The sequence below is a fragment of the Paraburkholderia sp. DD10 genome (assembly GCF_049177125.1).
GTDB classification, from domain to species: Bacteria; Pseudomonadota; Gammaproteobacteria; order Burkholderiales; family Burkholderiaceae; genus Paraburkholderia; species Paraburkholderia terricola.
In genome coordinates this window covers 1357666-1383989 of sequence record NZ_CP185393.1, presented here as the reverse complement: position 1 = coordinate 1383989, position 26324 = coordinate 1357666, and the positions used below count along the sequence as shown (strand labels likewise).

General features: G+C 66.0%; 26 protein-coding genes. 20 read left to right on the top strand and 6 right to left on the bottom strand.

Annotated elements, in window-relative coordinates:
- The first annotated feature begins 66 nt into the window (after positions 1–66).
- From ACOCG7_RS21610 to ACOCG7_RS21575, 8 genes are all read left to right on the top strand, one after another.
- Complete coding sequence (locus ACOCG7_RS21610) at positions 67–969, top strand: LysR family transcriptional regulator (RefSeq protein WP_073431049.1); 903 nt, start codon at positions 67–69, stop codon at positions 967–969.
- 310 nt (positions 970–1279) lie between these two features.
- The gene (locus tag ACOCG7_RS21605) at positions 1280–2053 is read left to right on the top strand and encodes a sugar phosphate isomerase/epimerase family protein (RefSeq protein WP_244744036.1); all 774 of its coding nucleotides are present in this window, start codon (positions 1280–1282) and stop codon (positions 2051–2053) included.
- A 492-nt stretch (positions 2054–2545) separates the two neighbouring features.
- A complete protein-coding gene (locus tag ACOCG7_RS21600; RefSeq protein WP_244744037.1) occupies positions 2546–3544 on the top strand; it encodes a sugar kinase in 999 nt (332 codons plus the stop codon).
- Positions 3545–3632: 88 nt separating this feature from the next.
- Positions 3633–4916, top strand: coding sequence for an MFS transporter (locus ACOCG7_RS21595; RefSeq protein ID WP_073431051.1), 1284 nt, complete (start codon positions 3633–3635; stop codon positions 4914–4916).
- Between the two features lie 4 nt (positions 4917–4920).
- A complete protein-coding gene (locus tag ACOCG7_RS21590) occupies positions 4921–5886 on the top strand; it encodes a 2-hydroxyacid dehydrogenase (protein WP_244744038.1) in 966 nt (321 codons plus the stop codon).
- 11 nt (positions 5887–5897) lie between these two features.
- A complete protein-coding gene (locus ACOCG7_RS21585; protein ID WP_244744039.1) occupies positions 5898–7070 on the top strand; it encodes a LacI family DNA-binding transcriptional regulator in 1173 nt (390 codons plus the stop codon).
- Positions 7071–7185: 115 nt separating this feature from the next.
- Positions 7186–7995 (top strand): YhfC family intramembrane metalloprotease, encoded by an 810-nt coding sequence (locus tag ACOCG7_RS21580; RefSeq protein ID WP_073431054.1) that lies wholly within the window; start codon positions 7186–7188, stop codon positions 7993–7995.
- Between the two features lie 76 nt (positions 7996–8071).
- Entirely contained in the window at positions 8072–8437 is a 366-nt protein-coding gene (locus tag ACOCG7_RS21575) for a DUF3022 domain-containing protein (protein WP_154873975.1), read from the top strand.
- 32 nt (positions 8438–8469) lie between these two features.
- Here ACOCG7_RS21575 and ACOCG7_RS21570 read toward each other — a convergent pair whose 3' ends face one another.
- Entirely contained in the window at positions 8470–8907 is a 438-nt protein-coding gene (locus ACOCG7_RS21570; protein WP_244744040.1) for a PGDYG domain-containing protein, read from the bottom strand.
- Positions 8908–9071: 164 nt separating this feature from the next.
- Positions 9072–9599: a Spy/CpxP family protein refolding chaperone gene (locus ACOCG7_RS21565; protein ID WP_244744041.1), complete on the bottom strand. Its 528-nt coding sequence runs from the start codon at positions 9597–9599 to the stop codon at positions 9072–9074.
- A 192-nt stretch (positions 9600–9791) separates the two neighbouring features.
- Here ACOCG7_RS21565 and ACOCG7_RS21560 point away from each other — a divergent pair, with 192 nt between their 5' ends.
- Positions 9792–10676 carry a LysR substrate-binding domain-containing protein gene (locus ACOCG7_RS21560; protein WP_114162542.1) on the top strand — a complete coding sequence of 295 codons (885 nt, stop codon included), beginning with the start codon at positions 9792–9794 and terminating at the stop codon, positions 10674–10676.
- 194 nt (positions 10677–10870) lie between these two features.
- Here the strand turns inward: ACOCG7_RS21560 and ACOCG7_RS21555 are convergent, their stop codons facing one another.
- The gene (locus ACOCG7_RS21555; RefSeq protein WP_083083781.1) at positions 10871–11089 is read right to left on the bottom strand and encodes a hypothetical protein; all 219 of its coding nucleotides are present in this window, start codon (positions 11087–11089) and stop codon (positions 10871–10873) included.
- 183 nt (positions 11090–11272) lie between these two features.
- Here ACOCG7_RS21555 and ACOCG7_RS21550 point away from each other — a divergent pair, with 183 nt between their 5' ends.
- From ACOCG7_RS21550 to ACOCG7_RS21540, 3 genes are all read left to right on the top strand, one after another.
- Positions 11273–11524, top strand: coding sequence for a hypothetical protein (locus tag ACOCG7_RS21550; protein ID WP_073431099.1), 252 nt, complete (start codon positions 11273–11275; stop codon positions 11522–11524).
- A 242-nt stretch (positions 11525–11766) separates the two neighbouring features.
- Positions 11767–12225: an Lrp/AsnC family transcriptional regulator gene (locus ACOCG7_RS21545; protein ID WP_073431062.1), complete on the top strand. Its 459-nt coding sequence runs from the start codon at positions 11767–11769 to the stop codon at positions 12223–12225.
- Positions 12226–12450: 225 nt separating this feature from the next.
- Positions 12451–13548 (top strand): saccharopine dehydrogenase family protein, encoded by a 1098-nt coding sequence (locus ACOCG7_RS21540; RefSeq protein ID WP_114162541.1) that lies wholly within the window; start codon positions 12451–12453, stop codon positions 13546–13548.
- Between the two features lie 225 nt (positions 13549–13773).
- Here ACOCG7_RS21540 and ACOCG7_RS21535 read toward each other — a convergent pair whose 3' ends face one another.
- From ACOCG7_RS21535 to ACOCG7_RS21525, 3 genes are read right to left on the bottom strand one after another with little or no spacing between them, the layout of a single operon-like run.
- Positions 13774–14391, bottom strand: a complete 618-nt coding sequence (locus ACOCG7_RS21535; protein WP_244744044.1) for an AAA family ATPase — start codon at positions 14389–14391, stop codon at positions 13774–13776.
- Positions 14388–14534, bottom strand: a complete 147-nt coding sequence (cydX, locus tag ACOCG7_RS21530; protein WP_073431066.1) for a cytochrome bd-I oxidase subunit CydX — start codon at positions 14532–14534, stop codon at positions 14388–14390. Before cydX ends, ACOCG7_RS21535 begins: the two co-directional genes overlap by 4 nt.
- Before the next feature lie 23 nt (positions 14535–14557).
- The gene (locus tag ACOCG7_RS21525; RefSeq protein ID WP_244744045.1) at positions 14558–14713 is read right to left on the bottom strand and encodes a hypothetical protein; all 156 of its coding nucleotides are present in this window, start codon (positions 14711–14713) and stop codon (positions 14558–14560) included.
- A 168-nt stretch (positions 14714–14881) separates the two neighbouring features.
- Between ACOCG7_RS21525 and corA the strand changes: the two genes are divergently transcribed.
- The 8 genes from corA (at position 14882) to ACOCG7_RS21485 (ending at position 25634) form a co-directional block, all read left to right on the top strand.
- Positions 14882–15859: a magnesium/cobalt transporter CorA gene (gene corA, locus ACOCG7_RS21520; RefSeq protein ID WP_073431067.1), complete on the top strand. Its 978-nt coding sequence runs from the start codon at positions 14882–14884 to the stop codon at positions 15857–15859.
- Between the two features lie 375 nt (positions 15860–16234).
- Complete coding sequence (locus ACOCG7_RS21515; RefSeq protein WP_073431068.1) at positions 16235–17197, top strand: sugar ABC transporter substrate-binding protein; 963 nt, start codon at positions 16235–16237, stop codon at positions 17195–17197.
- A gap of 325 nt (positions 17198–17522) precedes the next feature.
- Positions 17523–19121 carry a sugar ABC transporter ATP-binding protein gene (locus tag ACOCG7_RS21510; protein WP_244744046.1) on the top strand — a complete coding sequence of 533 codons (1599 nt, stop codon included), beginning with the start codon at positions 17523–17525 and terminating at the stop codon, positions 19119–19121.
- Positions 19118–20179: an ABC transporter permease gene (locus ACOCG7_RS21505; protein WP_073431070.1), complete on the top strand. Its 1062-nt coding sequence runs from the start codon at positions 19118–19120 to the stop codon at positions 20177–20179. The genes ACOCG7_RS21510 and ACOCG7_RS21505 overlap by 4 nt, the downstream gene beginning before the upstream one ends.
- 169 nt (positions 20180–20348) lie before the next feature.
- Positions 20349–21389, top strand: coding sequence for a LacI family DNA-binding transcriptional regulator (locus tag ACOCG7_RS21500; RefSeq protein ID WP_244744048.1), 1041 nt, complete (start codon positions 20349–20351; stop codon positions 21387–21389).
- A 51-nt stretch (positions 21390–21440) separates the two neighbouring features.
- The gene (gene rbsK / locus ACOCG7_RS21495; RefSeq protein ID WP_244744050.1) at positions 21441–22370 is read left to right on the top strand and encodes a ribokinase; all 930 of its coding nucleotides are present in this window, start codon (positions 21441–21443) and stop codon (positions 22368–22370) included.
- A 386-nt stretch (positions 22371–22756) separates the two neighbouring features.
- Positions 22757–24529 carry a methyl-accepting chemotaxis protein gene (locus tag ACOCG7_RS21490; RefSeq protein ID WP_244744052.1) on the top strand — a complete coding sequence of 591 codons (1773 nt, stop codon included), beginning with the start codon at positions 22757–22759 and terminating at the stop codon, positions 24527–24529.
- A 343-nt stretch (positions 24530–24872) separates the two neighbouring features.
- Positions 24873–25634, top strand: coding sequence for a hydratase (locus ACOCG7_RS21485; RefSeq protein WP_073431074.1), 762 nt, complete (start codon positions 24873–24875; stop codon positions 25632–25634).
- Positions 25635–26324 lie beyond the last annotated feature (690 nt).

Genomic DNA, 26324 nt, shown 5'->3' with positions numbered 1-26324 from the left:
ATATAACGATATGAAAAATCGTGATTTGGGATGTAAAGTATCGACTAAACCGATATTTGTATCATCATGACCCCCGACCAGCTTATAACTTTCGCCGCCGTCGCCGAGCATCGCAACATCAGTCGCGCGGCTGTTGCATTGCATTTGTCGCAGCCGGCGGTGTCCGGGCAATTGCGGCAGTTGCAGGACGAATTCGGCGAACCGCTTTACCAGCGCGACGGCCGCGGGGTGCGCCTCACGCCCGCCGGCGAGCAACTGGCGAGCTACGCCGCGCGGCTGCGCGACACCTGGCGGCAAGCGCACGCATACCGCGACGCCTTGCGCGGCCTGGAGCAAGGCACGTTGCGGATCGGCGCGAGCACCACGCCGGCGAGTTATCTGCTGCCGTATCTGATCGCCGACTTCCATCGCCGCCATCCGGACGTCACGCTGCATACCGCGGACGGCAACACCACCGAGATCGTCGGCGCGCTCGGCTCGGTGGACATCGCGTTGGTCGAGGGGCCGGTCGGCGCGGATCTGCCGCCCGACACCGCGGTGCACGCCTGGCGTGAGGATGAGATCGTCGCGATCATGCCGCGCTCGCATCCGTTGGCGCAGGCGGGCGGCGCGGGTCTCGAAAGCGGGCGGGCGGAACTGGCGGATTTCGGCGCGCATCCGCTGGTTTTGCGCGAGGCCGGATCGGGCGTGCGGCAGGTCGTCGAGCGGGCGTTCGCGCGCGCGGGCGTGCCGATGCGGGTCGCCCTGGAAATCGCCGGTGTCGAGGGCGTGAAGGAGGCGGTGCGGGCCGGCATGGGCATCGGCTTTGTCTCGGCCATGTCGATGCGCCATGAGAACGGCGCGTTGCGTCTGTTCTCGCTAAGCCCGGAGCCGCTGACGCGGCGTCTGTCGATCCTCGTGCCGCATGCGAGCGCGCCGTCGCGGGTGGTCGAACAGTTTCTCGCCCTGTGTCTCGCGGATGGCGCGTGAAGTGGCGTGCAATGTGACGCGCGATGCGACGCGCGATGTGAAGCGAATTAGCGCAAAACTGGCGGACCGGTTGCCGGCGCCAAGGCTGCGGACCGTGGGATCCCGGCGGGCGGCTCCGGGCATCCTTGCCGCCAGCAGACACGCTCGACACACTTACCATGCCACGCTTCCCCTGGGGATTTCCTCTATGGTGCGTCACCCCGGCCACGGCGCACTATTCGGTCGTCCAAGCGCCTCGGCGCTTTTTTTCGAAACGGCGTTGGAACCGGTTCCAAGCGCTGATACAACGCAGAATTCGAGCGGATTCAACATGACAGAAGCAGTTGACGTAGTGATCGTCGCAAGCGCTTTCGGCATGGAGGCGGTCCGCGCGGGCGGCCATCTGAAATGGGCCGAGGCGACGGGGCGAGCCGGCGCGGCGGGCTTCGAGGTGCGCCGCGAACTGTTTTCCGACGAGGCCGACGCGGCGCCGCCCGCGTTGCGCGCGCTCGGCAAGCGGATTACCGAACTGGGCCTGTGGTCGGTCTACTCGACGCCGGCTTCGCTTTACACAACGGACGGCAAGCTGAACGCCGACGCGCTGCGCGTCTCCGTCGAAGAAGCGATCGCGCTCGGCGCGCGCTTCGTCAAGTTACAACTCGGCGGTTTCGCCGCCGAGGCCAATGCCGCGGTGATCGCCGAGCATATGCGTTGCGCGGATGTCCGGCTCGTCGTCGAAAACGGGCAATTGGCCGAAGGCGGGTCGCTCGCGCAATTCGTCGGGTTGTTCGACGCGTTGGCGCGTGAAGGGCATACGGACGTGCTGGGCATGACCTTCGACATCGGCAACTGGGCATGGCGCGGCGTCGCGCCGCTCGACGCGGCCGGGCCGCTTGCGGCGCACGTCGAATACATCCATTGCAAGACGGCGGTGGGCGAAGGCGCGCGGCGCTTTCCCGCTGCTCCGGCCGCCGGCGACGCGCAGTTCGCCGCGGTGCTCGACAACCTGCCGCGCCACGTGCCGCGCGGCATCGAATTTCCGTTCGATGCGAGCCGTATCGAGGCGGACGCGGCGCACTACGTCGCGTGGCTGGCCGCCGCGTGAGCGGCAAGCAGGACCTGAGAGAGCAGCGACAGGTAAAAAGACGCGTGGCGGAAAGTAGGCGGCGAGGCGTGAGCAGTGTTAGCGGAGTCAAAGAGGCGCGTGCGGGGAAGCGCACGCCGTAAAGAGGCAAACGCCGTAAAGAGGCACACGCCGTAAAGAGACACACGCCGTAAAGAGGCACACGCCGTAAAGAGGCACACGCCGTAAAGAGACACACGCCGTAAAGAAGCACACGCCGTAAAGAAGCAAACGCCGTAAAGAAGCAAACGCCGTAAAGAAGCACACGCAAAGAAGCACACGCAAAGAAGCACACGCAAAGAAGCACACGCAAAGAAGCACACGCAAAGAAGCCCACGCAAAGAGGCCCACGCAAAGAGGCCCACGCAAAGAGGCCCACGCAAAGAGGCCACGCAAAAAAGCGCACCAGCACACGCAACCCGTAAACCGGCACCACCGCGACCCACCACCCAAAGAACCCCGCAGGAGCGAAGCATGAGCAACCCAGGCGCAGCACTCGACGTCATCACCTACGGCGAAGCAATGGCCATGTTCGTGGCCGCCGAAACCGGCCCGCTCGCGGGCGTCGGACGGTTCACCAAACGCGTCGCGGGCGCCGATCTGAACGTGGCGATCGGTCTTGCCAGGCTCGGCTTCAACGTCGGCTGGATGAGCCGCGTCGGCCACGATTCGTTCGGCCAGTACGTGCGCGACACGCTGACGAAGGAAGGCATCGACCAACGCCGCGTCACCACCGACGAGCGCTACCCCACCGGCTTCCAGCTGAAGTCGAAAGCCGACGACGGCAGCGATCCCGCGATCGAATACTTCCGCAAGGGATCGGCGGCGAGCCACCTGTCGCTGGACGACTACGCGGCGGAATATGTACTCTCCGCCCGTCATCTGCATCTGACCGGCGTCGCGCCGGCGATCTCCGCGAGTTCGCGCGAACTCGCCTTCCATCTGGCGCATGAAATGCGTGCGGCCGGCAAGACGATTTCCTTCGACCCGAACTTGCGTCCGACGCTGTGGCCCTCGCGCGCGGCGATGGTCGAAGGCTTGAACGCGCTCGCGGCCCTGGCCGACTGGGTGCTGCCCGGCATCGGCGAGGGCGAGATCCTGACCGGCTACACGCAGCCCGAGGACATCGCGAAGTTCTATCTCGACCGCGGCGCGCGCGCCGTGATCGTCAAGCTCGGCGCGCAAGGCGCGTACTTCCGCAGCGCCGACGATGCCGCCGTGATCGCCTGTGAACCCGTCGCGAACGTGGTGGACACGGTCGGCGCGGGCGACGGTTTCGCGGTCGGCGTGATCAGCGCGTTGCTCGAAGGCAAGCCGCTGCCGCAAGCGGTGGCGCGCGGCAATCGCATCGGCGCGCTGGCGATCCAGGTGATCGGCGATTCCGAGGGCCTGCCGACGCGCGCCGAACTCGACGCGCTCGAACTCGATACGCTCGACCTCACTGCCGCGCCGCGCATCGCCAACGCCGCGTGAACGCCGTTCGATAACAACAAGAGCGCCCGCACGGCGCCGCATGACAACCGTTCATCATTGTTTCGGAAAGCCGTCAAAGGAGACACTCATGACTTCATCGCTTGCGATCCGCCGTTGGTGGACGATCATGCCGATCGTTTTCATCACCTACAGCCTCGCTTATCTCGACCGCGCGAACTACGGTTTCGCGGCCGCCGCCGGCATCAACCAGGACCTGGGCATCAGCAAGGGACTGTCGTCGCTGATCGGCGCGTTGTTCTTCCTCGGCTATTTCTTCTTCCAGATTCCGGGCGCGATCTACGCGGAACGCCGCAGCGTCAAGAAGCTCGTGTTCTGGAGCCTCGTTTTGTGGGGCGGCTGCGCGGCGCTGACCGGCATGGTCAGCAACATTCCCTCGCTGATGGTGATCCGCTTCATGCTCGGCGTGGTCGAAGCCGCCGTGATGCCGGCGATGCTGATCTTCATCAGCAACTGGTTCACGAAGCGCGAGCGCTCGCGCGCCAACACCTTCCTGATTCTCGGCAATCCGGTGACGGTGCTGTGGATGTCGGTGGTGTCCGGCTATCTGGTGCATTCGTTCGGCTGGCGTCACATGTTCGTCGCCGAAGGCGTGCCGGCGATTCTATGGGCCGTGTGCTGGTGGTTCATCGTGCAGGACAAGCCGCAGCAGGTCTCGTGGCTCACGGCGCAACAGAAGGCCGATCTCGCCGAAACGCTGCGCGCCGAGCAGGCCGCGATCAAACCCGTGCGCAATTACGGCGAGGCTTTCCGCTCGCCGGCGGTGATCAAGCTGTGCGCGCAATATTTCTGCTGGAGCATCGGCGTGTACGGTTTCGTGCTGTGGCTGCCGTCGATCCTGAAGAACGGCTCGACGCTCGGCATGGTGGAAACCGGCTGGCTGTCCGCGCTGCCGTATCTGGCCGCGACGATCGCGATGCTTGCGGCTTCGTGGGCATCCGATAAACTCAACCGCCGCAAGGTGTTCGTGTGGCCGTTTTTGCTGATCGGCGCGGTGGCCTTCGCGGCGTCGTATGCGATCGGCTCCACGCACTTCTGGCTGTCGTACGCGCTGCTGGTGATCGCCGGCGCCGCGATGTACGCGCCTTATGGCCCGTTCTTCGCGATCGTGCCGGAACTGCTGCCGAAGAACGTCGCGGGCGGCGCGATGGCGCTGATCAACAGCATGGGCGCGCTGGGTTCGTTCGTCGGCTCGTACGTGGTCGGCTATCTGAACGGCGCGACCGGCTCGCCCGCGGCATCGTATGCGTTCATGAGCGTGGCGTTGATCGCCGCGGTGATCCTGACGCTGGCCGTCAAGCCGCAGCCGCTGACCAAGGCCCCCACGCTCGCCACACCGTTGCAAGGAAAATAAGCTGATGAAGAAAATCGTCGCCTGGAAATCGTTGCCCGAGGACGTGCTCGCCTATCTGCAACAGCATGCGCAAGTCGTGCAGGTCGATCCCGCGCGGCACGACGCGCTGGTTGCCGCGCTGCGCGACGCGGACGGCGGCATCGGCGCCAGCGTGAGGATCACGCCGGCGATGCTCGAAGGCGCGAGCCGGCTGACGGCCTTGTCGACCATCTCGGTGGGCTTCGACCAGTTCGATGTCGCCGATCTCACGCGGCGCGGCATCGTGCTCGCGCACACGCCGGACGTGCTGACCGAATCGACCGCCGACACCGTGTTCTCGCTGATTCTGGCGTCGGCGCGCCGGGTGGTCGAACTCGCGAACTGGGTCAAGGCCGGGCAGTGGCGGCAAAGCATCGGGCCGGCGCATTTCGGCGTGGACGTGCAGGGCAAGACGCTCGGCATCGTCGGGCTGGGGCGCATTGGCGGCGCGGTCGCGCGGCGCGCGGCGCTCGGCTTCGGCATGAAGGTGCTGTACACGAACCGCAGCGCGAATCCGCAGGCGGAACAGGCGTACGGCGCGCGGTGCGTCGAGTTGGCGGAGCTGCTTGCCAGCGCCGATTTCGTCTGCCTGCAAGTGCCCTTGACGCCCGAGACGAAGCACCTGATCGGCGCGGCCGAACTCGGGTCGATGAAGCGCAGCGCGATTCTGATCAACGCCTCGCGCGGCGCGACCGTCGACGAAAACGCGTTGATCGAGGCGCTGCGCAACGGCACGATTCACGGCGCCGGTCTCGACGTGTTCGAGACCGAACCGCTGCCGGCCGATTCGCCTTTGCTGACGATGCCGAACGTGGTCGCGTTGCCGCACATCGGCTCGGCGACTCACGAGACGCGTCACGCGATGGCGCGCAACGCGGCGGAAAACCTGGTCGCCGCGCTCGACGGCACGCTCACCGCCAACATCGTCAATCGCGAAGTCTTGCGTCGGTGAGCCATGCGCCAATGAACCCGATGCCGCCCGCCACGCCGCGCCGCGCGACGATCACCGACGTCGCGCGCGAAGCCGGCACCGGCAAGACCAGCATCTCGCGCTATCTGAACGGCGAGATGAGCGCGTTGTCGCCCGAGTTGCGCGCGCGCATCGAGGCGGCGATCGAACGGCTCGACTATCAGCCGAACCAGATGGCGCGTGGGCTCAAGCGTGGCCGCAACCGGTTGATCGGCATGCTGCTCGCCGACCTGACCAATCCGTACACCGTCGAGGTGCTGCAAGGCGCGGAGGCGGCCTGTCACGCGCTCGGCCTGATGCCGCTGATCTGCCACGCGGCGAACGAAGTGGAGATGGAGCGGCGCTATCTGCAACTGCTCACTACCTATCGGGTGGAAGGCGTGATCGTCAACGCGCTCGGCGTGCGCGAGGAAACGCTGCGGCCGGTGGGCGGCGGCGGGATTCCGGCGGTGCTGGTGGACCGTTCGGTGGAAGGGCTCGTCGCCGATATGGTCGGCCTGGACAACCGGGCGGCGGCCGAACTCGGCACGCGGCATCTGCTGGATAACGGCTTCGACGAGATCTGGTTCGTCGTGCAGCCGTTCGAGCAGGTCAGTTCGCGGCGGTTGCGCGAGGCGGCGTTTCGCGAGGTGATGAGCGCGCAGGGCGAGTGGAGTGCGAGTGCGGTGGGTGGTCGAGGGGAGGGCGGTTGGGGTGCGTCGGGAGTAAGTGGAGTAAGCGGAGTAAGTCGTGCAGGCGCCAATGGTCGCGTGCGCGGGCATACGCTGGTGCTCGATCTTGCCGACAGCGCCGCGGTCGCACGCGGCCTCGCCGAACTCGACCGCGCGATCGATGCGGCTGGCGATGCAAGCAATGCCTCGACCAACGCCCCAACCAACGCCGCACGCATCGCCCTCTTCGCCGCGAACGCGCCGGTCGCGCTCTGCCTCGCATTGCACCTGAAGGCGCGTTACGGCGCCGCCTGGCAATCACGCGTCGCGCTCCTCTCCATCGACGACCCCGACTGGGCCGAATTGACCGGCGTCACGACCATCCGCCAGCCTACCTACGAGATCGGCTACCGCGCGGTCGAGTTCCTGCACGAGCGCATCGAAGGCGTTCAAACCAGTGCGCGCGACTGCCTTTTGCCGGGCGAATTGATCGTCCGCGCCTCGACCTTGCGCTGATTTCCCGCCGACTTCGCGCTGACTCCGCGCTGACTTCGCGCTGACTCCGCGCTGATCTGCGATCATTCGGGCTGCGGCGCGCAGCGGGTGCGCGCCGGTCATCGCAAGGAAACTCATGGTTGTTGCACCGCTTACCCTGTCGAGCCTCGCCGTCGCGACGCTGCTGGTCGCCGCTTTACCGTTCCTGATCTACCGTCGTCTGCGCCGGCCGCTCGCGCTCAAGCCGCGCGATGCGATCATCGGCATCGCCGTGTTCGCGCTCTTCGCGATGGTGATCGAGCGCGCGCTGAACGATTACGTGCTGCATCGGAACGAGGCGACGGCCACTTTCCTGTCGAATCCGCTCGCCTTCGTGGTGTACGGCGCGCTCGTTGCCGGAATCTGCGAGGAAGTGGGGCGCTTCATCGGCATGCGCCTGCTGCTTAAGCGCGCCGCGGCGAAGCCGGCCTCCACGGCGGCCGCCGGCGACGGCACCGCGCTCACGTACGGCCTTGGCCACGGCGGCGCCGAAGCGTGGCTCGTCGGCGTGCTGGTGCAGATTCAATGGATCCTGTTCGCGGTGCTCGAAAACCGTGGCGAACTGGACGGCTATCTAAGCAACCTGCCGGCCGATTCGTTGATGCGCATCCACGTGATTCTCGCAAGCCTGACGCCGCAGACGGCCGGCATCTTCGCGCTCGAACGCGTGGCCGCGCTGGTGTTCCAGATCGGCTTGTCGGTGCTGATGTGGCGCGGCTTGCGGGCGGGCTGGCGCGGCATCCTGCCGCTCGCCATCGTGCTGCACGCGCTGGTGGACGTGCCCGCCGCGCTGTTCCAGGCGCAACTCGTGCCGCTCGCGGCGGTGGACGGTATTTATGCGCTGGCGGCGCTGCTCGTCGCGGGTCTGTTGTTCAGGACGTTCCGGCGTGCGCCGGTGCCCGCATGAGCCATGCCGGCGCGTTGAACCGTCGGCCCATCCTTGCGATATCCGCGGACTCTCCAGACCACTTTCGGCACATCTCATGGAAGCTTACCAATACGACTGCGCGAATCCCGAGTTCGAGGAATTGGCGCGCGTCATCAGCGATCTGTTCCCCGAGCAGACGCAGTTCATCCAGCGCGCGGCTGAGGACGGCACGCCGACGCTGGCGATTCACTGGGTGGCGATGCGTTTCGGCGCGGCCGCGCGCCGCATCGTGATGAGCGTGGTGATCGCGCCGGCCGCGTGGGCGCGTTATCGCGCGTTGCCGGCGCGGCTGCGCGGCCGCAGTTTCGCGGTGCTGCGCGCGTATGTCGAAGCGAGCATCGGCTCGCTCGAAGAGCAGTATGCGAACGGCGAGGCGGTGCCGCGCGACGTCACCGTCAATCTGGGCGACGAGTTTGCCTGACGGATTTGCCCGACGGTTTTGCCTGAAGCGAATCAATCCGCGAGCCGATAGACCTTCGCGAAGCGCGCGGCCTGGACGACGCCGTAGTCGCCCGGCGCGTACTGCATGATCCAGTCGCCGGCCACGCCGTGCAGCACGTCGCCGCCGTCCGCCGAGCGGGCGAGCGAGAACGCTTCGTTCATCTGTTTGGCGAGGACGACGGCGGGGCGGTTGCGGTACGGGCCCGGTTGGCCGTGCGAGACGGCGGCGTCGGCAGGGAGGTATTTGGCGTCGAAGCGCGCGCGCGAGACGACCCAGCGGTCGCCGGTCGATCCGGTGATCAGCGCGTCGCCGCGAGCATAGCGGTTCGGGCCTTCGAGGCTCATCAATTGGCCTTCGGCGGCGGCGAATTCGACGCTCACCGTTTCGTTCTTGACGACACGGTGAGCGTTGGCATCTTGACTGAGGTCGAGGTTTTTGAGTTCGGTCATGAAGCGAATGGGTAGAGAGATGTTGACCGCGGCGCCGTGACGTGGCGCCGCGCATGCCCGCATCATGCCAGATGCGTCTCGAGACCCGCTTCTTTTGCCGCTGACGGCGGCGTGAATGAATCGCGGCGCAGCGCGCAAACGCCGCGCTGCGCGCGATCAAAGTCTTACGGCTTGACCGCCGCGTCGCTCGCGGGCGCCGGCGCGACCTTGCCGACCTTGCCCTTGCCATGATGACGCCGACCGCCCTCGACGCCGCCCGGCTGATGGAACGTCACGTCGGCCAGCTTCTTCTGTTCCGGCGAGAGGCTGTTGTACAGCGGGTCGAATGCGTCGACCAGCTTCTTCATGCCGTCCGCGTGCGCTTGCGAGATCGCGGCATATTGCTTCATGTCGTCGACCGCCGTCACGTTGGTGGCCGCCTTGCGCTGCTGGAACAGTTGGCCCATCGTCTGGCCGTTGCCGCGCATCACGTCGGCGAAGGTGTTCCACTGCGGCTCCTGCGCCGCCGTGATCTTCAATTGCGAGTGCAGGTAGGCGATGCGGTCCTCGACGTTGCGCTCGTGTCCGGCCTTGGCGGCGGGCGAGGAAGCGGCGGCGCTCGCCGCGGGGGAAGCCGGAACCGGCGCGGAAGCCTGGGCGAATGCGCCGCTCATCGCGACGGCGGAGGCCAGCAGTACCAGTGTTTTTTTCATCGAAACTCCTGATGTCTATTCGAATTGGGACAAGGCGTACAGGGCGAGCGGCCCGCCATGCGTGCGTGAGCCGTGGCGACGCATGGCGACCGGCTGCCTGGTTCGCCGTCGGCGCTATTAGTATCACGATATCCCTACAATGCGGCTCGTGCGCGACAAACGCTTACAACCGAAACGAACAGGAAATAGCGGGTGGATAAATTCGTCAGCATGGAGATTTTCGTCGCCGTGGTCGAGGCGGGCAGCTTGACCGCGGCGGCCGAGCGCTTCGACATTTCGTCGGCGATGGTGGGCAAGCACATCCGTTCGCTCGAAACCCGGCTGGCGACGCGGCTGCTCACGCGCACCACGCGCCGGCAAAGTCTGACGGAGATAGGCCGGCAGTATTACGAGCAATGCCGGCGGATTCTCGCCGACGTGAAGGCGGCCGAGTCGCTCGCCGAGGCGATGGCGGCCGCGCCGCGCGGCGTGCTCAAGGTGACGGTGCCGCTCACTTACGGCGCCGAGGTTTTCGCGCCCGCCATGACCGACTATCTGAGCGCGTGGCCGGACGTCACGCTCGAACTCGATCTGTCGAACCGTGTGATCGACCTGGTGGAAGAGGGCTTCGACGCGTCGGTGCGGATCGGTCATCTGCCGGATTCGAGCTTCGTCGCGCGACCGTTGAAGCCCTACCGGATGCGCGCGTGCGCGTCGCCCGCGTATCTGGCGCGCGCCGGCACGCCGCGCACGCCGGCCGATCTCGCGCATCACGAATGCCTCGGTTTTCTGCATTGGGGCCGCGAAGGAACGTGGCGGCTGGACGGCGAAACTGCCGGCGACAAGCCGCTGCGTGCGGGCCGGTTTCGCGCCAACAACGGCCAGGCGCTCAAGGTTGCCGCGTTGCGCGGCTTCGGCCTCGTGTTGCAGCCGGAGGCGCTGCTCGCCAAGGAGATCGCCAGCGGCGAACTGGTGTCGGTACTCGAGGACTATCTGCCTGAAGGCGCGCCGGTTCATCTGCTTTACCCGCGCGATCGCCGCGCCACGCCCAAGCTCACCAGCTTCATCGATTTCGTGATCGAGCGGTTCGGCGCGTGAGCGAAAGCGCTGCACGCGAGTGCGTTTTTGAAGTCGCAGACGCAACAGACGATTCCGCTTCGTAATATTCGCGCGTGACCATCGGAACTCCAGCGATGTTTACCGCAAACCCCCACCGGTCAAGTTCGAGCCAACGCGTCACACATGCCAAGCTGCGAGGCTTACATCCAACGCGCTCCGCAAGCGCTGCCACGCTACTGCTCAATGTACATGCGCCACTCCGGAAACTGATCGAAGAAGCTTTCGTTCACATGGACGAGATACAGCGTGGTCGAGCTGGTGTTCGTGGTCTTCCCCGGTTCGTTGAATATCGTGAGACCTGGATCGACTCCACTGGTGCTCGCCCATGCGGTGAGATCGTCCGGGAGGTTCCCTGCTTCCTCCCGCGGCACGCGCAATCTGATCGGCTTCATGACATTTCCTTTACGCGATGACATGCGTAAAGTGTATGGAGCGCCTGGCAAAGATCAACCACAAATAACGCGGCCGCCTTCCTGTATGTCGACGATCCAGTCGATCTGGACTCAGAAAGCCGCAGCCATACGAAGAAAAGGACCGCGCGCGGCGGTACCGCGACACTAACGTTCGAGGTGTCTATGTGGGAAAAAATCGACTACAAGGGATTTGAAATCTGGGTGCTGCCGATCCTTGCATATGGGCCCCCGACGCCAAACACCCCCTACCATTACAACGGGTATGTATGCCGACCAGGCGCTGATCTGCGTCATGCCGGGCAACGCAAGCAGTTTTATGAACTCGGCGACGTCTTTGCGACCGAAGCAGAGGCGCTCGATGCGGCCTATCGCGAGGGGCGCGATCTCGTGGACTCACTGGTTGCCAACGGCTGACATGAAAAAGCCCCGCGCGGGGCTGGGCTATGGAAATGGCGCTTGCTTCCGGCCCGCTTCTTTCCAGACCGAGGTGGGAGCGGTGGGGCATAAGTTCCAAAGATCAGCCGAAACGCACCACCAGCCTTGACGTATGAATTCTGTCCGGGGACCAGGTGTGCCGGGTCACCGCATCGCCTCGTTCGCGATTGAAGACGCGCGATAATCCATCCGGCCACCGATCAACCACTTCCTTCTTCACGATGAGACCTCCGCGCCTCGATCAACTCGACGACCTCGACCGCAACCTCGTTGCGCTGCTGCAAGCCAATGCGCGCGAGAGCGTCGCCAATCTCGCGCGCCAACTGGGCGTGGCGCGCACCACCGTGATCGCGCGCATCGCGCGGCTCGAACGCAGCAACGTGATCGCGGGCTATAGCGTGCGGCTCGGCCAGGACGTGCTCGACTCCAGCATCTATGCGTACGTCGGCATCATCATCGCGCCGCGGCACGGGCCGGCGGTGCAGAAGCGGCTCGGCAAGATGCCCGAGGTGCAGTTGCTGTGCGCGGTGAGCGGCGAGTTCGATTACGTCGCGTGGCTGCGCGCGGATTCGCCCGATCGCCTCAACGATCTGCTCGATCAGATCGGCGGGCTGGAAGGCGTCGTGCGGACCACGACCTCGATCATTCTCGCGCGCAAGATCGACCGCGGCATGGTGTGAGCGCAGCGCGCGCCGCTTACGCCATTTTTATACGTTTTCGACATTTCGACTGGCCGTGTCGTCATAACGTCGAAGTCTATGGTCATAACGCAGCATTTTGCGTGTATGAACTGTTTTTGCTTCTCCCTAAACTGTGTCTCAAGGGTTCGGCCCGCCGGGCGCGGCGCGTAGCGCGCAGCGCACTTCCACGCTTGAGACAGCGCACACAAAAAATTGGAGAAGCGCATGAAAGTAGCCATCGTTGGCGCAGGTTTGATCGGTCACACCATTGCCCACCTGTTGCGCGACACCGGCGACTACGATGTCGTCGCGTTCGACCGCGACCAGCACGCGCTCGACAAGCTTTCCGCCCAGGGCATTCCGACCCGCCGCGTCGATTCCGCCGATGCCGCCGCGCTGCGCGCCGCGATGCAAGGCTTCGATGCGCTCGTCAACGCGCTGCCTTATTACCTGGCCGTGAACGTCGCCTCGGCGGCCAAGGGCGCGGGCGTGCATTACTTCGACCTGACCGAGGACGTGCGCGCCACCCACGCGATCCGCGCGATCGCCGACGGCGCCGAGCACGCCTTCATGCCGCAGTGCGGTCTCGCGCCGGGCTTCATCGGCATCGCCGCGCATGAACTGGCGAACCGCTTCACGGAAATCCGCGACGTCAAGATGCGCGTGGGCGCACTGCCGGAATTTCCGACCAATGCGCTGAAGTACAACCTGACGTGGAGCGTCGACGGTCTGATCAACGAATACTGCCAGCCGTGCGAAGCGATCCGCGACAGCCGCACGCAATGGGTGCAGCCGCTCGAAGGCCTGGAGCATTTCTCGCTCGACGGCACCGAATACGAAGCCTTCAACACCTCCGGCGGCTTGGGCACGCTGTGTGAGACGTTGTCGGGCCGCGTCGAATCGCTCGACTACAAGTCGGTGCGCTATCCGGGCCACCGCAACCTGATGCAGTTCCTGCTGGAAGACCTGCGTTTGTCGAGCGACCGCGACACGCTCAAGACCATCCTGCGCCGTTCGGTGCCGGCCACCGCGCAGGACGTGGTGCTGGTGTTCATCACCGTGAGCGGCATGCGCGACGGTCAACTGGTGCAGGAGGTGTTCACGCGCAAGATCTTCGCGAAGACGGTGTGCGGCGTGCCGATGAGCGCGATTCAGATCACCACGGCCGGCGCGATGTGCGCGGTGCTCGATCTGTTTCGCGAGAAGAAGCTGCCGCAAAGCGGCTTTGTGCGCCAGGAGCAGGTATCGCTGCGCGAGTTTCTGGCGAACCGCTTCGGCCAGTTGTATGAAGGCCGCTCGCTGGATGCGATGGCGACGGTGTAAGGCGGCGCGGTTGCGAAAGGCTCGAAACCGTGGGCCGTGCGATTGGTTGTCGACGCGGTTGTTGTCGAACCGTCCGCCACGAGCAAGCAGAAAGGGTCCCGCAGAGGACCACTCGAACGCCCCGCCTTGCGGGGCGTTTTTTATATCGGACGAGTAGGGAAACAAGTCGGGCGCAAGCCCGGCGCGACACCCGCATCCACACCGTTACTACGACCAGGGCCCGCGCTACACAGGCACCGGCGGCATCCCCGACACCGCAAGCGGCTCACCGACGATCCGCGCCAGCAGCGCCTCGTAATCCGCCGCGGCGGGCGCGGTATTGTCGAACATCAACAGGTCCTCGCAAAGGTCGCCGCTCGGCACGAAGCGGCGCTGCCGGTACTCGTCCCAGTGCGCGAGCTTGTAGGCGTCGTTCGGATTACCGCGCGCGACGATACGCTCATGCGCGGTCTCTTCCGACGTATGGACCCATACGACCCGCAGCGCGACGTTCGCATCGACCCCCAGCCAGGCGCGATCGAACAGGCGCCGTTCGCGCACCTCGCGCGACAACGGCCCGACCACCAGCGCACTGACGCCGAGCGCGAGATTGTCGCGGGCGGTATCTAGCAGGCCGCGATACTCGGGCTCGCGCAAATGCTCCAGAAACAGCGGACTGTCGCGATCGTTCGGATCGCCCGTGAGCATGCCCATGGCGGCCGCGCTATAGCTGCCGTAGAGCGTGTCCTTGTCGAGCAGGCAGAAGGGCGATGCGGTGGCCTTCATCAGCGGACCGATCAGCTTCTTCGCGAGCGTGGTCTTGCCGGTGCCCGCGTGACCGCAGAAAAAAACCAGACGGGTCAAGGCGTGTCCTCGGCGGTGCCGGACGCGCTGCCGGCGGGTTGCGGGTCGCGCGCGAACTTGCCGTTGGCTTCCAGCCACATGACGTTGATAATGCCGAAGCCCAATGCCACGCCGATGCCGAGAATCCAGGTGAAGTACCACATTGCAGTCTCCTTGGTCGTTGTGTCTATCCGGCGAGGCGGGCGGCGATGGTGTCGCGCATGGCCGGTGCAGCGAAGCGGAAGTGCGGGCAAACCATGTTCGCGGCGGGCGAAGCCGTAACGCTCGCGTCCACGGCACCGGGCTTTGCAGCGATCATGAAGAAGAACGCGGCGTCACGCAAGGGGCGCGCATTCATCGCGCCCGGGGTATAACAATTCGATACATGAGGTCGATGCGGCGCCCCGTTAGCCCGTTAACATGACGGCTATCGCATTCGTTCATGCGAATCCGACGTTCGGCTTACACCGCGCCGCGGCGCCTGCCGGTTTCGTTTTCAAGGTAATCCAACATGCTGATCAATTGCGCCGCCTATCAGGACGGCCGGAAGCTGGCTGACATCGACATCGATAGCATCAGCGACTACGTGGCGCGGCCCGAGTGCTTCGTCTGGGTCGCGCTGAAAGACCCCGGGCCGGGCGAACTGGCCGTGATGAAACACGAGTTCGGCCTGCACGAGCTCGCGATCGAGGATGCGCAGAAGGGCCATCAGCTCCCCAAGATCGAGGAGTACGGCGAGTCGCTGTTCGCGGTGATGCACACGGTCGAAATGGACGAAGACGGCGAGCTGGTGATCGGCGAGGTCGACGTGTTCGTGGGGCGCAACTACGTGCTCTCGGTGCGCCGCGGCACGCGCGCCGGCTTTCAGAACGTGCGCGCGCGCTGCGAGCGCGAGCCGAAGCTGCTCAAGAAGGGCTCGGCGTTCGTGCTGTACGCGCTCGTCGACGACATCGTCGATCGCTATTTCCCGATCGTCCAGGCGATGAACGCCGAGATCGAGCAACTGGAAGACCGCATTTTCGATCGCAACAATTCGGCGGCATCGCGCGCGATCATTCAGGATCTGTACTCGCTGAAGCGGCGCCTCGTCACGTTGCAGCACCATATCGCGCCGCTTCAGGAAGCCATCAGCAAGTTGACGGGCGGGCGTATTCCCAGCGTTTGCGAAGGCATGCAGGCGTACTTCCGCGATGTCTACGACCACCTCGAACGGATCGTGCGCACCATCGACGGCCGGCGCGAAATGATCGTCACGGCCGTGCAGGTCAATCTCGGCATGATTTCGCTCGCGGAGAGCGAGGTGACCAAGCGGCTCGGCTCGTTCGCGGCGCTGTTCGCGGTGCCGACCATGATCGCCGGCATCTACGGAATGAACTTCCAGAATCTGCCCGAATTGCACTACCGGTACGGCTATCCCATCTGTCTAACCGTCATGGCGACGGTCGATTTCGTGCTGTACTGGCGTTTCCGCAAAGCCGGCTGGCTCTGATCCGGCGTCCAGCGCGCCGCTGTGCAACGCGCGGGTCATCCGGGACGCCGCGCATGTTCACGCTTGCACCGCGCGCAATAAAAGTCCAGCATAGGCGGCCCGTTGGCCGCTGACCTTGCAGCCGGCGGCAATTCAGCCACGTACGCACCCCGCGAGGACCCTTGCCAACACGCCGCCTGCCGGCGCGCTCGACACGCGCGCCGGGTCGAATCGATCGACCGCCACGCACCGCCGCATATTCTGCGCCCCGGTGCACTGCAACACCGCGAATCGTTGACAATGCGAGCAGGCTGCGCTGAGAATAGGCCCCGCAAACGTTTGCGCGTCACTAAAAATACGGCTCGCCCGCGAGTCCGACAAACCTTGGAGATATGCATGAGCCATCGCATTCGCCGCCGCCTGCTGGCGGCCGCCGTCCTCGCCACCGCTACCGCCGCGCTGCCGTTTTCCGCCGCTTACGCGCAAACCGCGCCCGCTCATAAGCCGAAGGTGGCGCTGGTGATGAAGTCGCTCGCCAACGAGTTCTTCCTCACCATGGAAAACGGCGCGAAGGATTACCAGAAACACAATCCCGGCCAGTTCGACCTGATCACCAACGGCATCAAGGACGAAACCGATACGGCGAACCAGATCCGCATCGTCGAGCAGATGATCGTGTCCAAGGTCGACGCGATCGTGCTCGCGCCGGCCGATTCGAAGGCGCTGGTGCCGGTCGTCAAGAAGGCGGTCGACGCGGGCATCATCGTCGTGAACATCGACAACCGGCTCGACCCGGACGTGCTCAAGTCAAAGGATCTGAACGTGCCGTTCGTCGGACCGGACAACCGCAAGGGCGCGCAGAAGGTCGGCGACTATCTGGCCAAAAAGCTGAAGGCGGGCGACGAGGTCGGGATTCTCGAAGGCGTGTCGACCACCACCAACGCGCAGCAGCGCACCGCCGGTTTCAAGGACGCGATGCAGAGCGTCGGCGCGAAGGTCGTCTCGGTGCAATCGGGCGAATGGGAAATCGACAAGGGCAATGCGGTGGCCTCGGCCATGCTCAACGAGTACCCGAACCTGAAGGCGCTGCTCGCCGGCAACGACAACATGGCGATCGGCGCGGTCTCGGCGGTGCGCGCGGCGGGCAAGCAGGGCAAGGTGATGGTGGTCGGCTACGACAACATCGGCGCGATCAAGCCGATGCTGAAGGACGGCCGCGTGCTCGCCACCGCCGATCAATACGCCGCCAAGCAGGCCGTGTTCGGCATCGATACGGCGTTGAAGGCGATCGCCGAGCACAAGAAGCAGTCGCAGTTGTCCGGCGTGGTGGAAACGCCGTGCGACCTGGTGACGAAGTAAGCGTCGCCGGGAAAACACCGCAATAAGCACCGCAATAAGCACAGCAACGAGCCCGGCTCCAGGGTTCGCGCTCACGCCGTCGCATGCCCTATGCATGCGGGCGAGACACGAACCCGCGGCAATTCAATAAACGCTCAAGAAACCTGCCGCGCCGCCGTTAATGCCAGAGGTAAGCGTCATGACGGTGGCCGCGCGGCGGGAGGGTGCGTGGCCGTGAGCGCCTGCGCATTCCGCGCATTGGGCCGGCATGACACGTGGCGATCGGCCGCCGCCTCATTCGAGTGAATCGCATGAGGCCGCGCCGGCCGCCCGAACCAGGATCGCGATGGATTCAACCGACCACGACGCCGTGCCTGCCGTACTGTCCGTTAGCGGCATCGGCAAGACCTATGCCGAACCGGTGCTCGCCGACGTTTCGCTGTCGTTGCGCGCCGGCGAGGTATTGGCGCTGACCGGCGAAAACGGCGCGGGCAAGAGTACGCTGTCCAAGATCATCGGCGGGCTCGTCGACCCGACCACCGGCGCGATGCGCCTCGGCGGCGAGCCGTATGCGCCGGCGAGCCGCACCGAAGCCGAAGCGCTCGGCGTGCGCATGGTGATGCAGGAACTCAATCTGCTGCCGACGCTGTCGGTGGCCGAAAACCTGTTCCTCAACCGCTTGCCGCAGGCGGGCGCGTTCCGCTTCGGCTGGATCGACCGCCGCAAGCTGCGCGAGGACGCGCGCCATGCCATGGCGCAAGTCGGCCTCGACGCGATCGATCCCGATACGCTCGTCGGCGAACTCGGCATCGGCCATCAGCAGATGGTGGAGATCGCCCGCAATCTGATCGACGACTGCCGCGTGCTGATTCTCGACGAACCCACCGCGATGCTGACCGCGCGCGAAGTCGATCTGCTGTTCGAGCAGATCGACCGCCTGAAGGCGCGCGGCGTCGCGCTGGTCTACATCTCGCATCGGCTGGAGGAACTCGCGCGCGTCGCCGAGCGGGTCGCGGTGCTGCGCGACGGCCGGCTGGTGCATGTCGACGCGATGGCCAACCTGACGAGCGACGACATCGTCACGTGGATGGTGGGCCGTGAACTCGGCGAGCGGATCGATCTGGGCGTGCGCAATATCGGCGCGCCGCTTCTGAAGGTGGACAAGCTCACGCGCGGCAAGGTGGTGCGCGAGGTCTCGTTCGAGGTGCGCGCGGGCGAGATTTTCGGCATTAGCGGGCTGATCGGCGCGGGCCGCACCGAACTGATGCGGCTGATTTACGGCGCCGATCAGAAGGACGGCGGCACGGTCGCGCTGGCGTCGAAACCGGGCGCGCCGCCCACGCCCGTGCACATCGCCTCGCCCACGGACGCGGTGCGCGCCGGCATCGCGCTGATCACCGAGGACCGCAAAGGCGAAGGCCTTTTGCTGCCGCAGCCGATCGCGGCCAACGTGTCGCTCGGCAATATCGGCAGCGTGGCGCGGCATGGCATCGTCGACGCGCGGCGCGAGAACGCGCTGGCGCAAAAGCAGATCGACGCCATGAGGATTCGCAGTTCGGGGCCGGGGCAGATCGTCGGCGAACTGTCGGGCGGCAACCAGCAGAAGGTCGTGATCGGCCGCTGGCTCGCGCGCGATTGCCGCGTGCTGTTATTCGACGAACCCACGCGCGGCATCGACGTCGGCGCGAAGTTCGATATTTATGGCTTGATGGGCGCGCTGGCTCGGGAAGGGCGCGCGCTCGTCGTGGTGTCGAGCGACCTGCGCGAACTGATGCTGATCTGCGACCGGATCGGCGTGATGTCCGCGGGAAGCATGACGGGTGTGTTCGAACGCGACGGCTGGTCGCAGGATGCGTTGCTGGCCGCGGCGTTCGCCGGCTACCGCAGCCGCGAAGCGTTGCTCCACGCCGTCCCCGACACCAACGAAGCAGGGAGTCTGTCATGACCGATCAATCGTTGCGTGAAGCGCCGAATGGCAAGCAGGGCGCGGCCAACGCCAACAGCACGAACAACGCCATGCCGCCGGCCGACCCGTCGGCGCCGCTCGCGAGCGGCAAGCCGGCGGGCACGCGCCTCGGCTTTTCGAATTACCTGGGTCTGGCCGGCGCGCTGCTGGCGATGATCGTGCTGTTCTCGCTGCTCAGTTCGCACTTTCTCACCTACGACACATTCAGCACGATCGCCAACCAGATTCCCGATCTGGTGGTGATGTCGGTGGGCATGACCTTCGTGCTGATCATCGCCGGGATCGATCTGTCGGTGGGTTCGGTGCTGGCGCTGGGCGGCTCGGTGGTGAGCGTGGCCGCGCTGAAGTGGGGCTGGGGGCCGTTGCCGTCGGCGCTGCTGGGCGTCGCGGCGGCGGCGCTGACCGGCACGATCACCGGTTCGGTGACGGTGGGCTGGCGGATTCCGTCGTTCATCGTCTCGCTCGGCGTGCTGGAAGCGGCGCGCGGCATGGCCTATCAGATGACGAATTCGCGCACCGCCTATATCGGCGACGCTTTCGATTTTCTGTCGAACCCGATCGCCTTCGGCATCTCGCCGGCGTTCCTGATCGCGGTGGCCGTGATGGTGATCGCGCAACTGGTGCTCACGCGCACGGTATTCGGCCGCTATCTGGTCGGCATCGGCACCAACGAGGAAGCGGTGCGGCTCGCCGGGGTCGATCCGCGGCCGTACAAGGTCATCGTGTTCGCGTTGATGGGCGCGCTCGCGGGCCTGGCCGCGCTGTTCCAGATCTCGCGTCTGGAAGCGGCCGATCCGAACGCGGGTGCCGGCGTGGAACTCCAGGTGATCGCGGCAGTGGTGATCGGCGGCACCAGCCTGATGGGCGGGCGCGGCTCGGTCATCAGTACGTTTTTTGGCGTGTTGATCATTTCGGTGCTGGCGGCCGGCCTCGCGCAGATCGGCGCGAACGAGCCGACCAAGCGGATGATCACCGGCGCGGTGATCGTGGTGGCGGTGGTGCTCGACACCTACCGCAGCCGCCGCAAGCGCGCCTGAGCCGCTCGCGGCGCGCAGCGGTCCGGCAGATTGACGCGGCATGAGCAGTCACGGTGTCGTTAGCGGTAAAGCGTAAGAATTCATGGGTTTGGTCTGTCTTCGATGAAGACGTCCGGTGGGTCGCCAGATGGCGCGACCGGCGGAAAAAACAGGCAGGAGAGCAACAGTTATGGCGACGATCAAGGATGTAGCGGCCGTGGCAGGCGTGTCGTTCACGACGGTATCGCACGTGGTGAACAACTCGCGGCCCGTGTCCGCCGACGTGCGCGCGAAGGTCGAGCACGCGATCCGTCAGCTTCACTACGTGCCGTCGGCGGTGGCCCGCTCGCTCAAGGCGCGGGCGACGGCGACGATCGGCCTGGTGGTGCCGAACAGCACGAACCCGTATTTCGCCGAACTCGCGCGCGGCATCGAGGACGGCTGCTCGCGCAACGGCTACTGCGTGTTCTTCTGCAATTCCGACGACGACCCGGCCAAGCAGCGCAACTATCTGCGCGTGTTGCAGGAAAAGCGCATCGACGGGCTGATCGTGGCCTCCGCCGGCGACGACGCGGTGCTCGCGCAAGCGCTCGCCGACGCGCGCGAGCCGCTCGTGATCGTCGACCGCAACATCGAGGGGCTGAACGCGGACCTGGTGCAGATCGACCATGAGAAGGGCGGCTATCTCGCCACCCGCCACCTGCTCGAACTGGGGCATGTGCGGATTGGCTGCATTACCGGGCCGGTCGAGACCGCGGTGAGCGCGATGCGGGTACACGGCTTCATCCGCGCGATGACCGAGCGCGGCATCGAGATTCCGCCGGATGCGATCGTCGAAAGCGATTTTTCCGGCATGGGCGGCCATCGCGCGGCGGCGCAACTGTTCGACACGGCGAAGCCGTCGGCGATTTTCGCCGGCAACGACATGATGGGCATCGGCGCGCTGCGCGCGGCGGCGGAACGCAACATCAGCGTGCCGCGCGATTGCTCGATCATCGGTTTCGACGACATCGAACTGGGACGCTTCACCTACCCGTCGCTGTCGACGGTCGGGCAATCGGTGCGCGCGCTCGGCGACATGGCCGCGCAAACGCTGATCGAACGCATCGCCGGGACCCCGTCGGGCACCGCGCGCGCATCCGGCCGCCGGCGCGTCGTGTCGCCGCGGCTGATCGTGCGCGAATCCACCGCGACCTGGGCGGGCGCGGGCAAACGCAATCTGGCGGCATGAGCGCAACGGCGGCGAAGCGCACGAAAGCTCGCTGCACTATGGGAGAAGGGAGTGGCAAGTCAGCGAACGCGCTCACGCGTGACGGTGGTCGGTAGTCTGAACATGGATCTGGTGGCGCGCGCGCCGCGTCTGCCGCATCCCGGCGAGACGCTCGCGGGCCGCACGTTCGCGCAGGTGGCGGGCGGCAAGGGCGGCAACCAGGCGGTCGCGGCCGCCCGGCTGGGCGCGCGGGTGTCGATGCTGGGCTGCGTCGGCGCGGACGCCAATGGCGCGCAGTTGCGCGCCGGACTCGAAGCGGAAGGCATCGACTGCGCGGCGCTGGAAACCGGGACGCAGGCGACCGGCGTGGCGCTGATCGTCGTCGACGATGCGAGCCAGAACGCGATCGTGATCGTCGCGGGCAGCAACGGCGAAGTCACGCCCGAAACGATTGCCCGCCACGAGGCCGTGCTGGCCGCCGCCGACGTGGTGATCTGCCAGCTCGAAACGCCGCCCGCGACCGTGCGCGCGGCGCTTGCCGCGGCGCGGCGGCTGGGCAAGACGGTGATCCTGAATCCGGCGCCCGCCACCGGTCCGTTGCCGGCCGACTGGCTGCCGCTGATCGACTACCTGATCCCGAACGAACTCGAGGCCGCCACGCTGACCGGCCTGCCGGTCGCCTCGCCCGAGGACGCGGCGCGGGCCGCCGCCGCGCTGCGCGCGGCCGGCGCGCGCAACGTGCTGGTCACGCTCGGTCCGCGCGGCGTGCACGCGACGCTCGACGGCGGGGCCGCGACGCTGTACGACGCGCCGCGGGTGGCAGCCGTCGATACGACCGCGGCGGGCGATACCTTCATCGGCGGCTTCGCGGCGCAACTCGCGCAAGGCGCGAGCGTCGATGCGGCGATCCGCTTCGCGCAGCGCGCGGCGGCGCTCTCGGTGACGCGCGCCGGCGCGCAGCCGTCGATTCCCACTTGCGCCGAACTGGACGCTTCGGCCTGATTGGCAGCGAGCCCGCCGCGCATCGAGGCCAACGATGCGCGGCGCGCAAAAGCGTCCGCCGTGGTGCCTGGGCTCGACCTTTGCATGAGGCTCGTACTCAGCTCAGGCCGGAACCCGGCTCATCCCGTGGCGCGTTCGTTCAGCGCCCCTTTTTCACACCCCGTCATTGCCCGAAACGCCCCGTAATCCGCGCGGCGCCGTCGCTTGCCGGGCCGTTGAAGTTGAGCCGAATTTGTTACAACGTCTTTCTTCACACCATATAAATACTTCAAGTATGCGTTTTCCGTGCCGTAAACAAACTTAGAGCGCCGCACCCAAAAAGGGACGCCTCGACGCAGACGCCCCACGCGTACGCGCTCTCTTATTTGCTAAGCACAGGAACAAGCATGTTGAACAAAGGCATCACGATCAAGGCGCGCATTGGCCTGACGATGGCATTCCTTGCCGCGCTGCTGGTGGCCATCGGCGTGTTCGGTCTGTTCGGCATGAGCCGTTCGAACGACGCCTATAAGGACACGTTCACCAACGCCATGCCGAGCGCGGTCGACATCGGCAATGCGGAGCTGTACGCGGCGCGCGAACGGCTGGCGCTCGACCGCGCCGCGTTCATGATCGGCACGCCGGAATCGGCGCCCACGCTCGAGCGCGCGCGCCTGATGCGCACCACCTCCGACACGTGGTGGAAAAAGTACATGGACCTGCCGCGCGACGCCGAGGAAGACCGTCTCGCACAGGTCGTCGTCGGCAAGCGCGACGCGCTGCATCAGCAGGCGGACGCTTTTGCCGCGATCGTCGCGGCAAGCGATCAGAGCAAGCTGATCGACAGCGCCAAGCGTCTGCAGGTGGCGTACAACGAACTCGCCAACGCCGACGAGGCCTTGCGCAAATTCCAGTTCGAATCGGCGAAGGCGGGTTACGACTCCGCGCAGAGCCAATTCGACCTGTTTCGGCTGGTGAGCGCCGGCGCGCTGCTGGTCGGCGTGCTGGCCGCGGCCTTGTCGTATCTCGTGCTGAGCCGCGCGATCGCCCGTCCGCTCGACGAAGCCCTCGGCCACTTCGACGCGATCGCCGCCGGCGATCTGCGCCGCCCGGTCGTCGTCACGTCGCGCGATGAAATGGGCCGGCTGCTCGAAGGGATCGCGAAGATGCAGCGCAGTCTCACCGAAACGGTGCGCACGGTGCGCAGCGGCAGCGAATCCATCGCGACAGCCACGCGTCAGATCGCGGCCGGCAATCTCGACCTCTCGTCGCGCACCGAGGAGCAGGCCTCCGCGTTGCAGGAAACCGCGTCGAGCATGGAAGAGCTGACCGGCACCGTCAAACAGAACGCCGACAATGCCCGCCAGGCGAGCTCGCTCGCGGCCAATGCGTCGGAGATCGCCAATCGCGGCAGCACGGTGGTCGGGCAGGTGGTCGGCACGATGGGCGACATCAACCAGAGTTCGGCGAAGATCGCGGACATCATTTCGATCATCGAAGGCATTGCGTTCCAGACCAACATCCTGGCCCTGAACGCGGCCGTGGAAGCGGCGCGGGCCGGCGAGGACGGGCGCGGTTTCGCGGTCGTGGCGGGCGAGGTGCGCAGTCTCGCGCAGCGCTCGTCGGCGGCGGCCAAGGAAATCAAGGAACTGATCGACACTTCGGTCGAGCGGGTGCAGTCCGGCTCGGCGCTGGTCGACCAGGCCGGCCGCACGATGACGGAAATCATCGGCGCGGTGCAGCGCGTGACCGACATCATGGGCGAGATCGCGGCGGCCTCGGAAGAGCAGAGCAGCGGCATCGACCAGGTGGCGCGCGCCGTCACGCAGATGGACGAGGTCACGCAGCAAAATGCCGCGCTGGTCGAGGAAGCGGCCGCGGCGGCGTCTTCGCTCGAAGACCAGGCGGGCAAGCTGCGCGCCGCGGTCGCGGTGTTCCAGTTGGACGAAAGCGGCCAGGCGCCCCTGAGCGCGGCGGCGAGAAGTGCGGCCAAGCCGGTGCGTCCGGTCGCGGCCCGCAAGATGTCTCACGTCACGGCGCGGCCCGCGCCGCAGGCTCCGGCCGCAAGCGCCGCCACGAGGGCACCTGCGAGGGCGCCCGCCGCAGCGCCCGCGAGAGCGCCGGCCAAAGCCGCGGCGCCCGTCAGCGCCGGCGGCGACCAGGACTGGGAAACTTTCTAATCCCTTGCCCTCTGTCGGAGCATCCGTTCGCGGCGCCGGGACGACTCGAAACGCGTCCCGGCGGATGACCGCATCGCCCGAAAAGACCGCGATCGCGCACGCATCGGCGGTCTTTTTTCATGGCTTGCGCATTAAGTAGGGCCGACGGCGCACTTCACGCCCTGGCGGGCGCCATGATCCGGTACATTGACGGGCGCGGCTGCTGCTCCTCGCGGCTGCGCGGCCAGCGCGGATCGTCTGCCTGAAGCGTGCGAGCCCGCTGCCTTTAATCGCTGTAACGCCTGTCCACGCCAACCGGCACGCGGCAACCAACCGCTCAACGCGCCAGCCATAAAGGACCGACATGACGCCACACGACCTCGCGCTCCGCCTCGTCGAAGCACGCCGGCAGCATCATCCGATCGACGTGCCCGCGCCCGACAGCCTGCCGCCCGACGCGGCCACCGCGTACGCGATCCAGCAGGCGGTCATCGCGGGCCTCGGCGACGCGACCGGTGCGTGGAAGATCGGCGCCAAGGCGCCGGGCGGGGCCGCCGCGGGCGCGCCGATTCCGGCGTCGCTGGTGCTGCCCTCGCCGGCGCGGGTCGCGCATGCCGGCTTCTTCCGCGTGCTGGTGGAACTGGAGATCGCCTTTCGCTTCGCCGAGGCGATCGAGCCGCGCGGGCGGGCCTATGCGCGCGACGAGGTGCTGGCGAAGGTCGGCGTCGTGCTGCCGGCCATCGAGATCGTCGATAGCCGCTTTGCCGAATGGCCGAACGTCGCGCCGCTCGCGCAACTGGCCGACGCGCAGAACAACGGCGCGCTGATCACCGGTCATCCGGTGGCTTACGCGGGTCTCGCGCGCGGCTTCGATTTCGTGTCGCCCGAACTCGAACTGAGCCTCAACGGCCGCTCGCTCGTGCCGGAAGTGACCGGCAATCCGGCGGGCGACCCGCGCGAACTGCTGGTGTGGTTCGTCAACCATTGCGCGGCGATGGGCATCACCATCGAACCGGATTGGACGCTCACCACGGGTTCCTATGTCGACGCTCACAATGTGGACAAGCCCGGCATCGTGCGCGGCCATATCGACGGCCTTGGCGAAGTCGAGGTCGATCTGACCTGAGCATGCACCGCGCGGGTTATGGCGCGCTTGTGACAACCCGCTTGTCACGACTGTCTTGTAACGGCTCATTACGAAGCTTCATGCAAACGGCTGCCCACGGGGTGGCCGTTTTACATTTACGGCGTCGCCAATGCGCGACTTGCCGCGTGTCCTGTGTGCGTCTCGCGCGCGTCTTGCGTATACACCTATTGAAGCGGACTGCCGCTGCGCCGTCATCCAGTTATACGGGCGGCTAACCATATCGCGGACGCGGTTACTACGAGGGCTGAAGCATCAGTGGGCGGCTCTGTGCGATTCACCTCGCGTCGGTGCGGACGACGCGGAACAAAACCGCTCGCGCCTTGACGAACCGCTTGAAGGCGCACCGATGCAAGGCACGCCATGCGCGCGACGCCGCGAACATGTAACAGGCGCTTTTTCGTGTAGACCCGATGCCCGCGCCGCGCGTTGATGAAGAGAATGGCCGGGCACGAAAAACGCGTAGGACGTGCGTGCTTTCACGACGATGCGGGTGCGAGCGGACAGATCGTCCGGTGCAGCAGCCGGTTTGTTCGATGAACGATACGACCTGTGACTTGTGTAATGGGGGCATGGCCGTGACATGGACCAGCGGTGCAACAGAGTGTGTCGCGGCGAGATGGCGGCAGCGCTGTCACGACAGCGGCGGTTCGCGATTGCTGCGGCCTGCGC

Coding starts and splice junctions, on each gene's coding strand:
- ACOCG7_RS21605 (WP_244744036.1), top strand. CDS start 1,280: ATGACAGAAGCAGTTGACGTAGTGATCGTCGCAAGCGCTTTCGGCATG.
- ACOCG7_RS21505 (WP_073431070.1), top strand. CDS start 19,118: ATGACCGATCAATCGTTGCGTGAAGCGCCGAATGGCAAGCAGGGCGCG.
- ACOCG7_RS21485 (WP_073431074.1), top strand. CDS start 24,873: ATGACGCCACACGACCTCGCGCTCCGCCTCGTCGAAGCACGCCGGCAG.
- ACOCG7_RS21555 (WP_083083781.1), bottom strand. CDS start 11,089: ATGAAGCCGATCAGATTGCGCGTGCCGCGGGAGGAAGCAGGGAACCTC.
- ACOCG7_RS21600 (WP_244744037.1), top strand. CDS start 2,546: ATGAGCAACCCAGGCGCAGCACTCGACGTCATCACCTACGGCGAAGCA.
- ACOCG7_RS21510 (WP_244744046.1), top strand. CDS start 17,523: ATGGATTCAACCGACCACGACGCCGTGCCTGCCGTACTGTCCGTTAGC.
- ACOCG7_RS21490 (WP_244744052.1), top strand. CDS start 22,757: ATGTTGAACAAAGGCATCACGATCAAGGCGCGCATTGGCCTGACGATG.
- ACOCG7_RS21580 (WP_073431054.1), top strand. CDS start 7,186: ATGGTTGTTGCACCGCTTACCCTGTCGAGCCTCGCCGTCGCGACGCTG.
- ACOCG7_RS21565 (WP_244744041.1), bottom strand. CDS start 9,599: ATGAAAAAAACACTGGTACTGCTGGCCTCCGCCGTCGCGATGAGCGGC.
- ACOCG7_RS21590 (WP_244744038.1), top strand. CDS start 4,921: ATGAAGAAAATCGTCGCCTGGAAATCGTTGCCCGAGGACGTGCTCGCC.
- cydX (WP_073431066.1), bottom strand. CDS start 14,534: ATGTGGTACTTCACCTGGATTCTCGGCATCGGCGTGGCATTGGGCTTC.
- ACOCG7_RS21575 (WP_154873975.1), top strand. CDS start 8,072: ATGGAAGCTTACCAATACGACTGCGCGAATCCCGAGTTCGAGGAATTG.
- ACOCG7_RS21515 (WP_073431068.1), top strand. CDS start 16,235: ATGAGCCATCGCATTCGCCGCCGCCTGCTGGCGGCCGCCGTCCTCGCC.
- ACOCG7_RS21585 (WP_244744039.1), top strand. CDS start 5,898: ATGAACCCGATGCCGCCCGCCACGCCGCGCCGCGCGACGATCACCGAC.
- ACOCG7_RS21570 (WP_244744040.1), bottom strand. CDS start 8,907: ATGACCGAACTCAAAAACCTCGACCTCAGTCAAGATGCCAACGCTCAC.
- ACOCG7_RS21550 (WP_073431099.1), top strand. CDS start 11,273: ATGTGGGAAAAAATCGACTACAAGGGATTTGAAATCTGGGTGCTGCCG.
- corA (WP_073431067.1), top strand. CDS start 14,882: ATGCTGATCAATTGCGCCGCCTATCAGGACGGCCGGAAGCTGGCTGAC.
- ACOCG7_RS21540 (WP_114162541.1), top strand. CDS start 12,451: ATGAAAGTAGCCATCGTTGGCGCAGGTTTGATCGGTCACACCATTGCC.
- ACOCG7_RS21610 (WP_073431049.1), top strand. CDS start 67: ATGACCCCCGACCAGCTTATAACTTTCGCCGCCGTCGCCGAGCATCGC.
- ACOCG7_RS21545 (WP_073431062.1), top strand. CDS start 11,767: ATGAGACCTCCGCGCCTCGATCAACTCGACGACCTCGACCGCAACCTC.
- ACOCG7_RS21500 (WP_244744048.1), top strand. CDS start 20,349: ATGGCGACGATCAAGGATGTAGCGGCCGTGGCAGGCGTGTCGTTCACG.
- ACOCG7_RS21595 (WP_073431051.1), top strand. CDS start 3,633: ATGACTTCATCGCTTGCGATCCGCCGTTGGTGGACGATCATGCCGATC.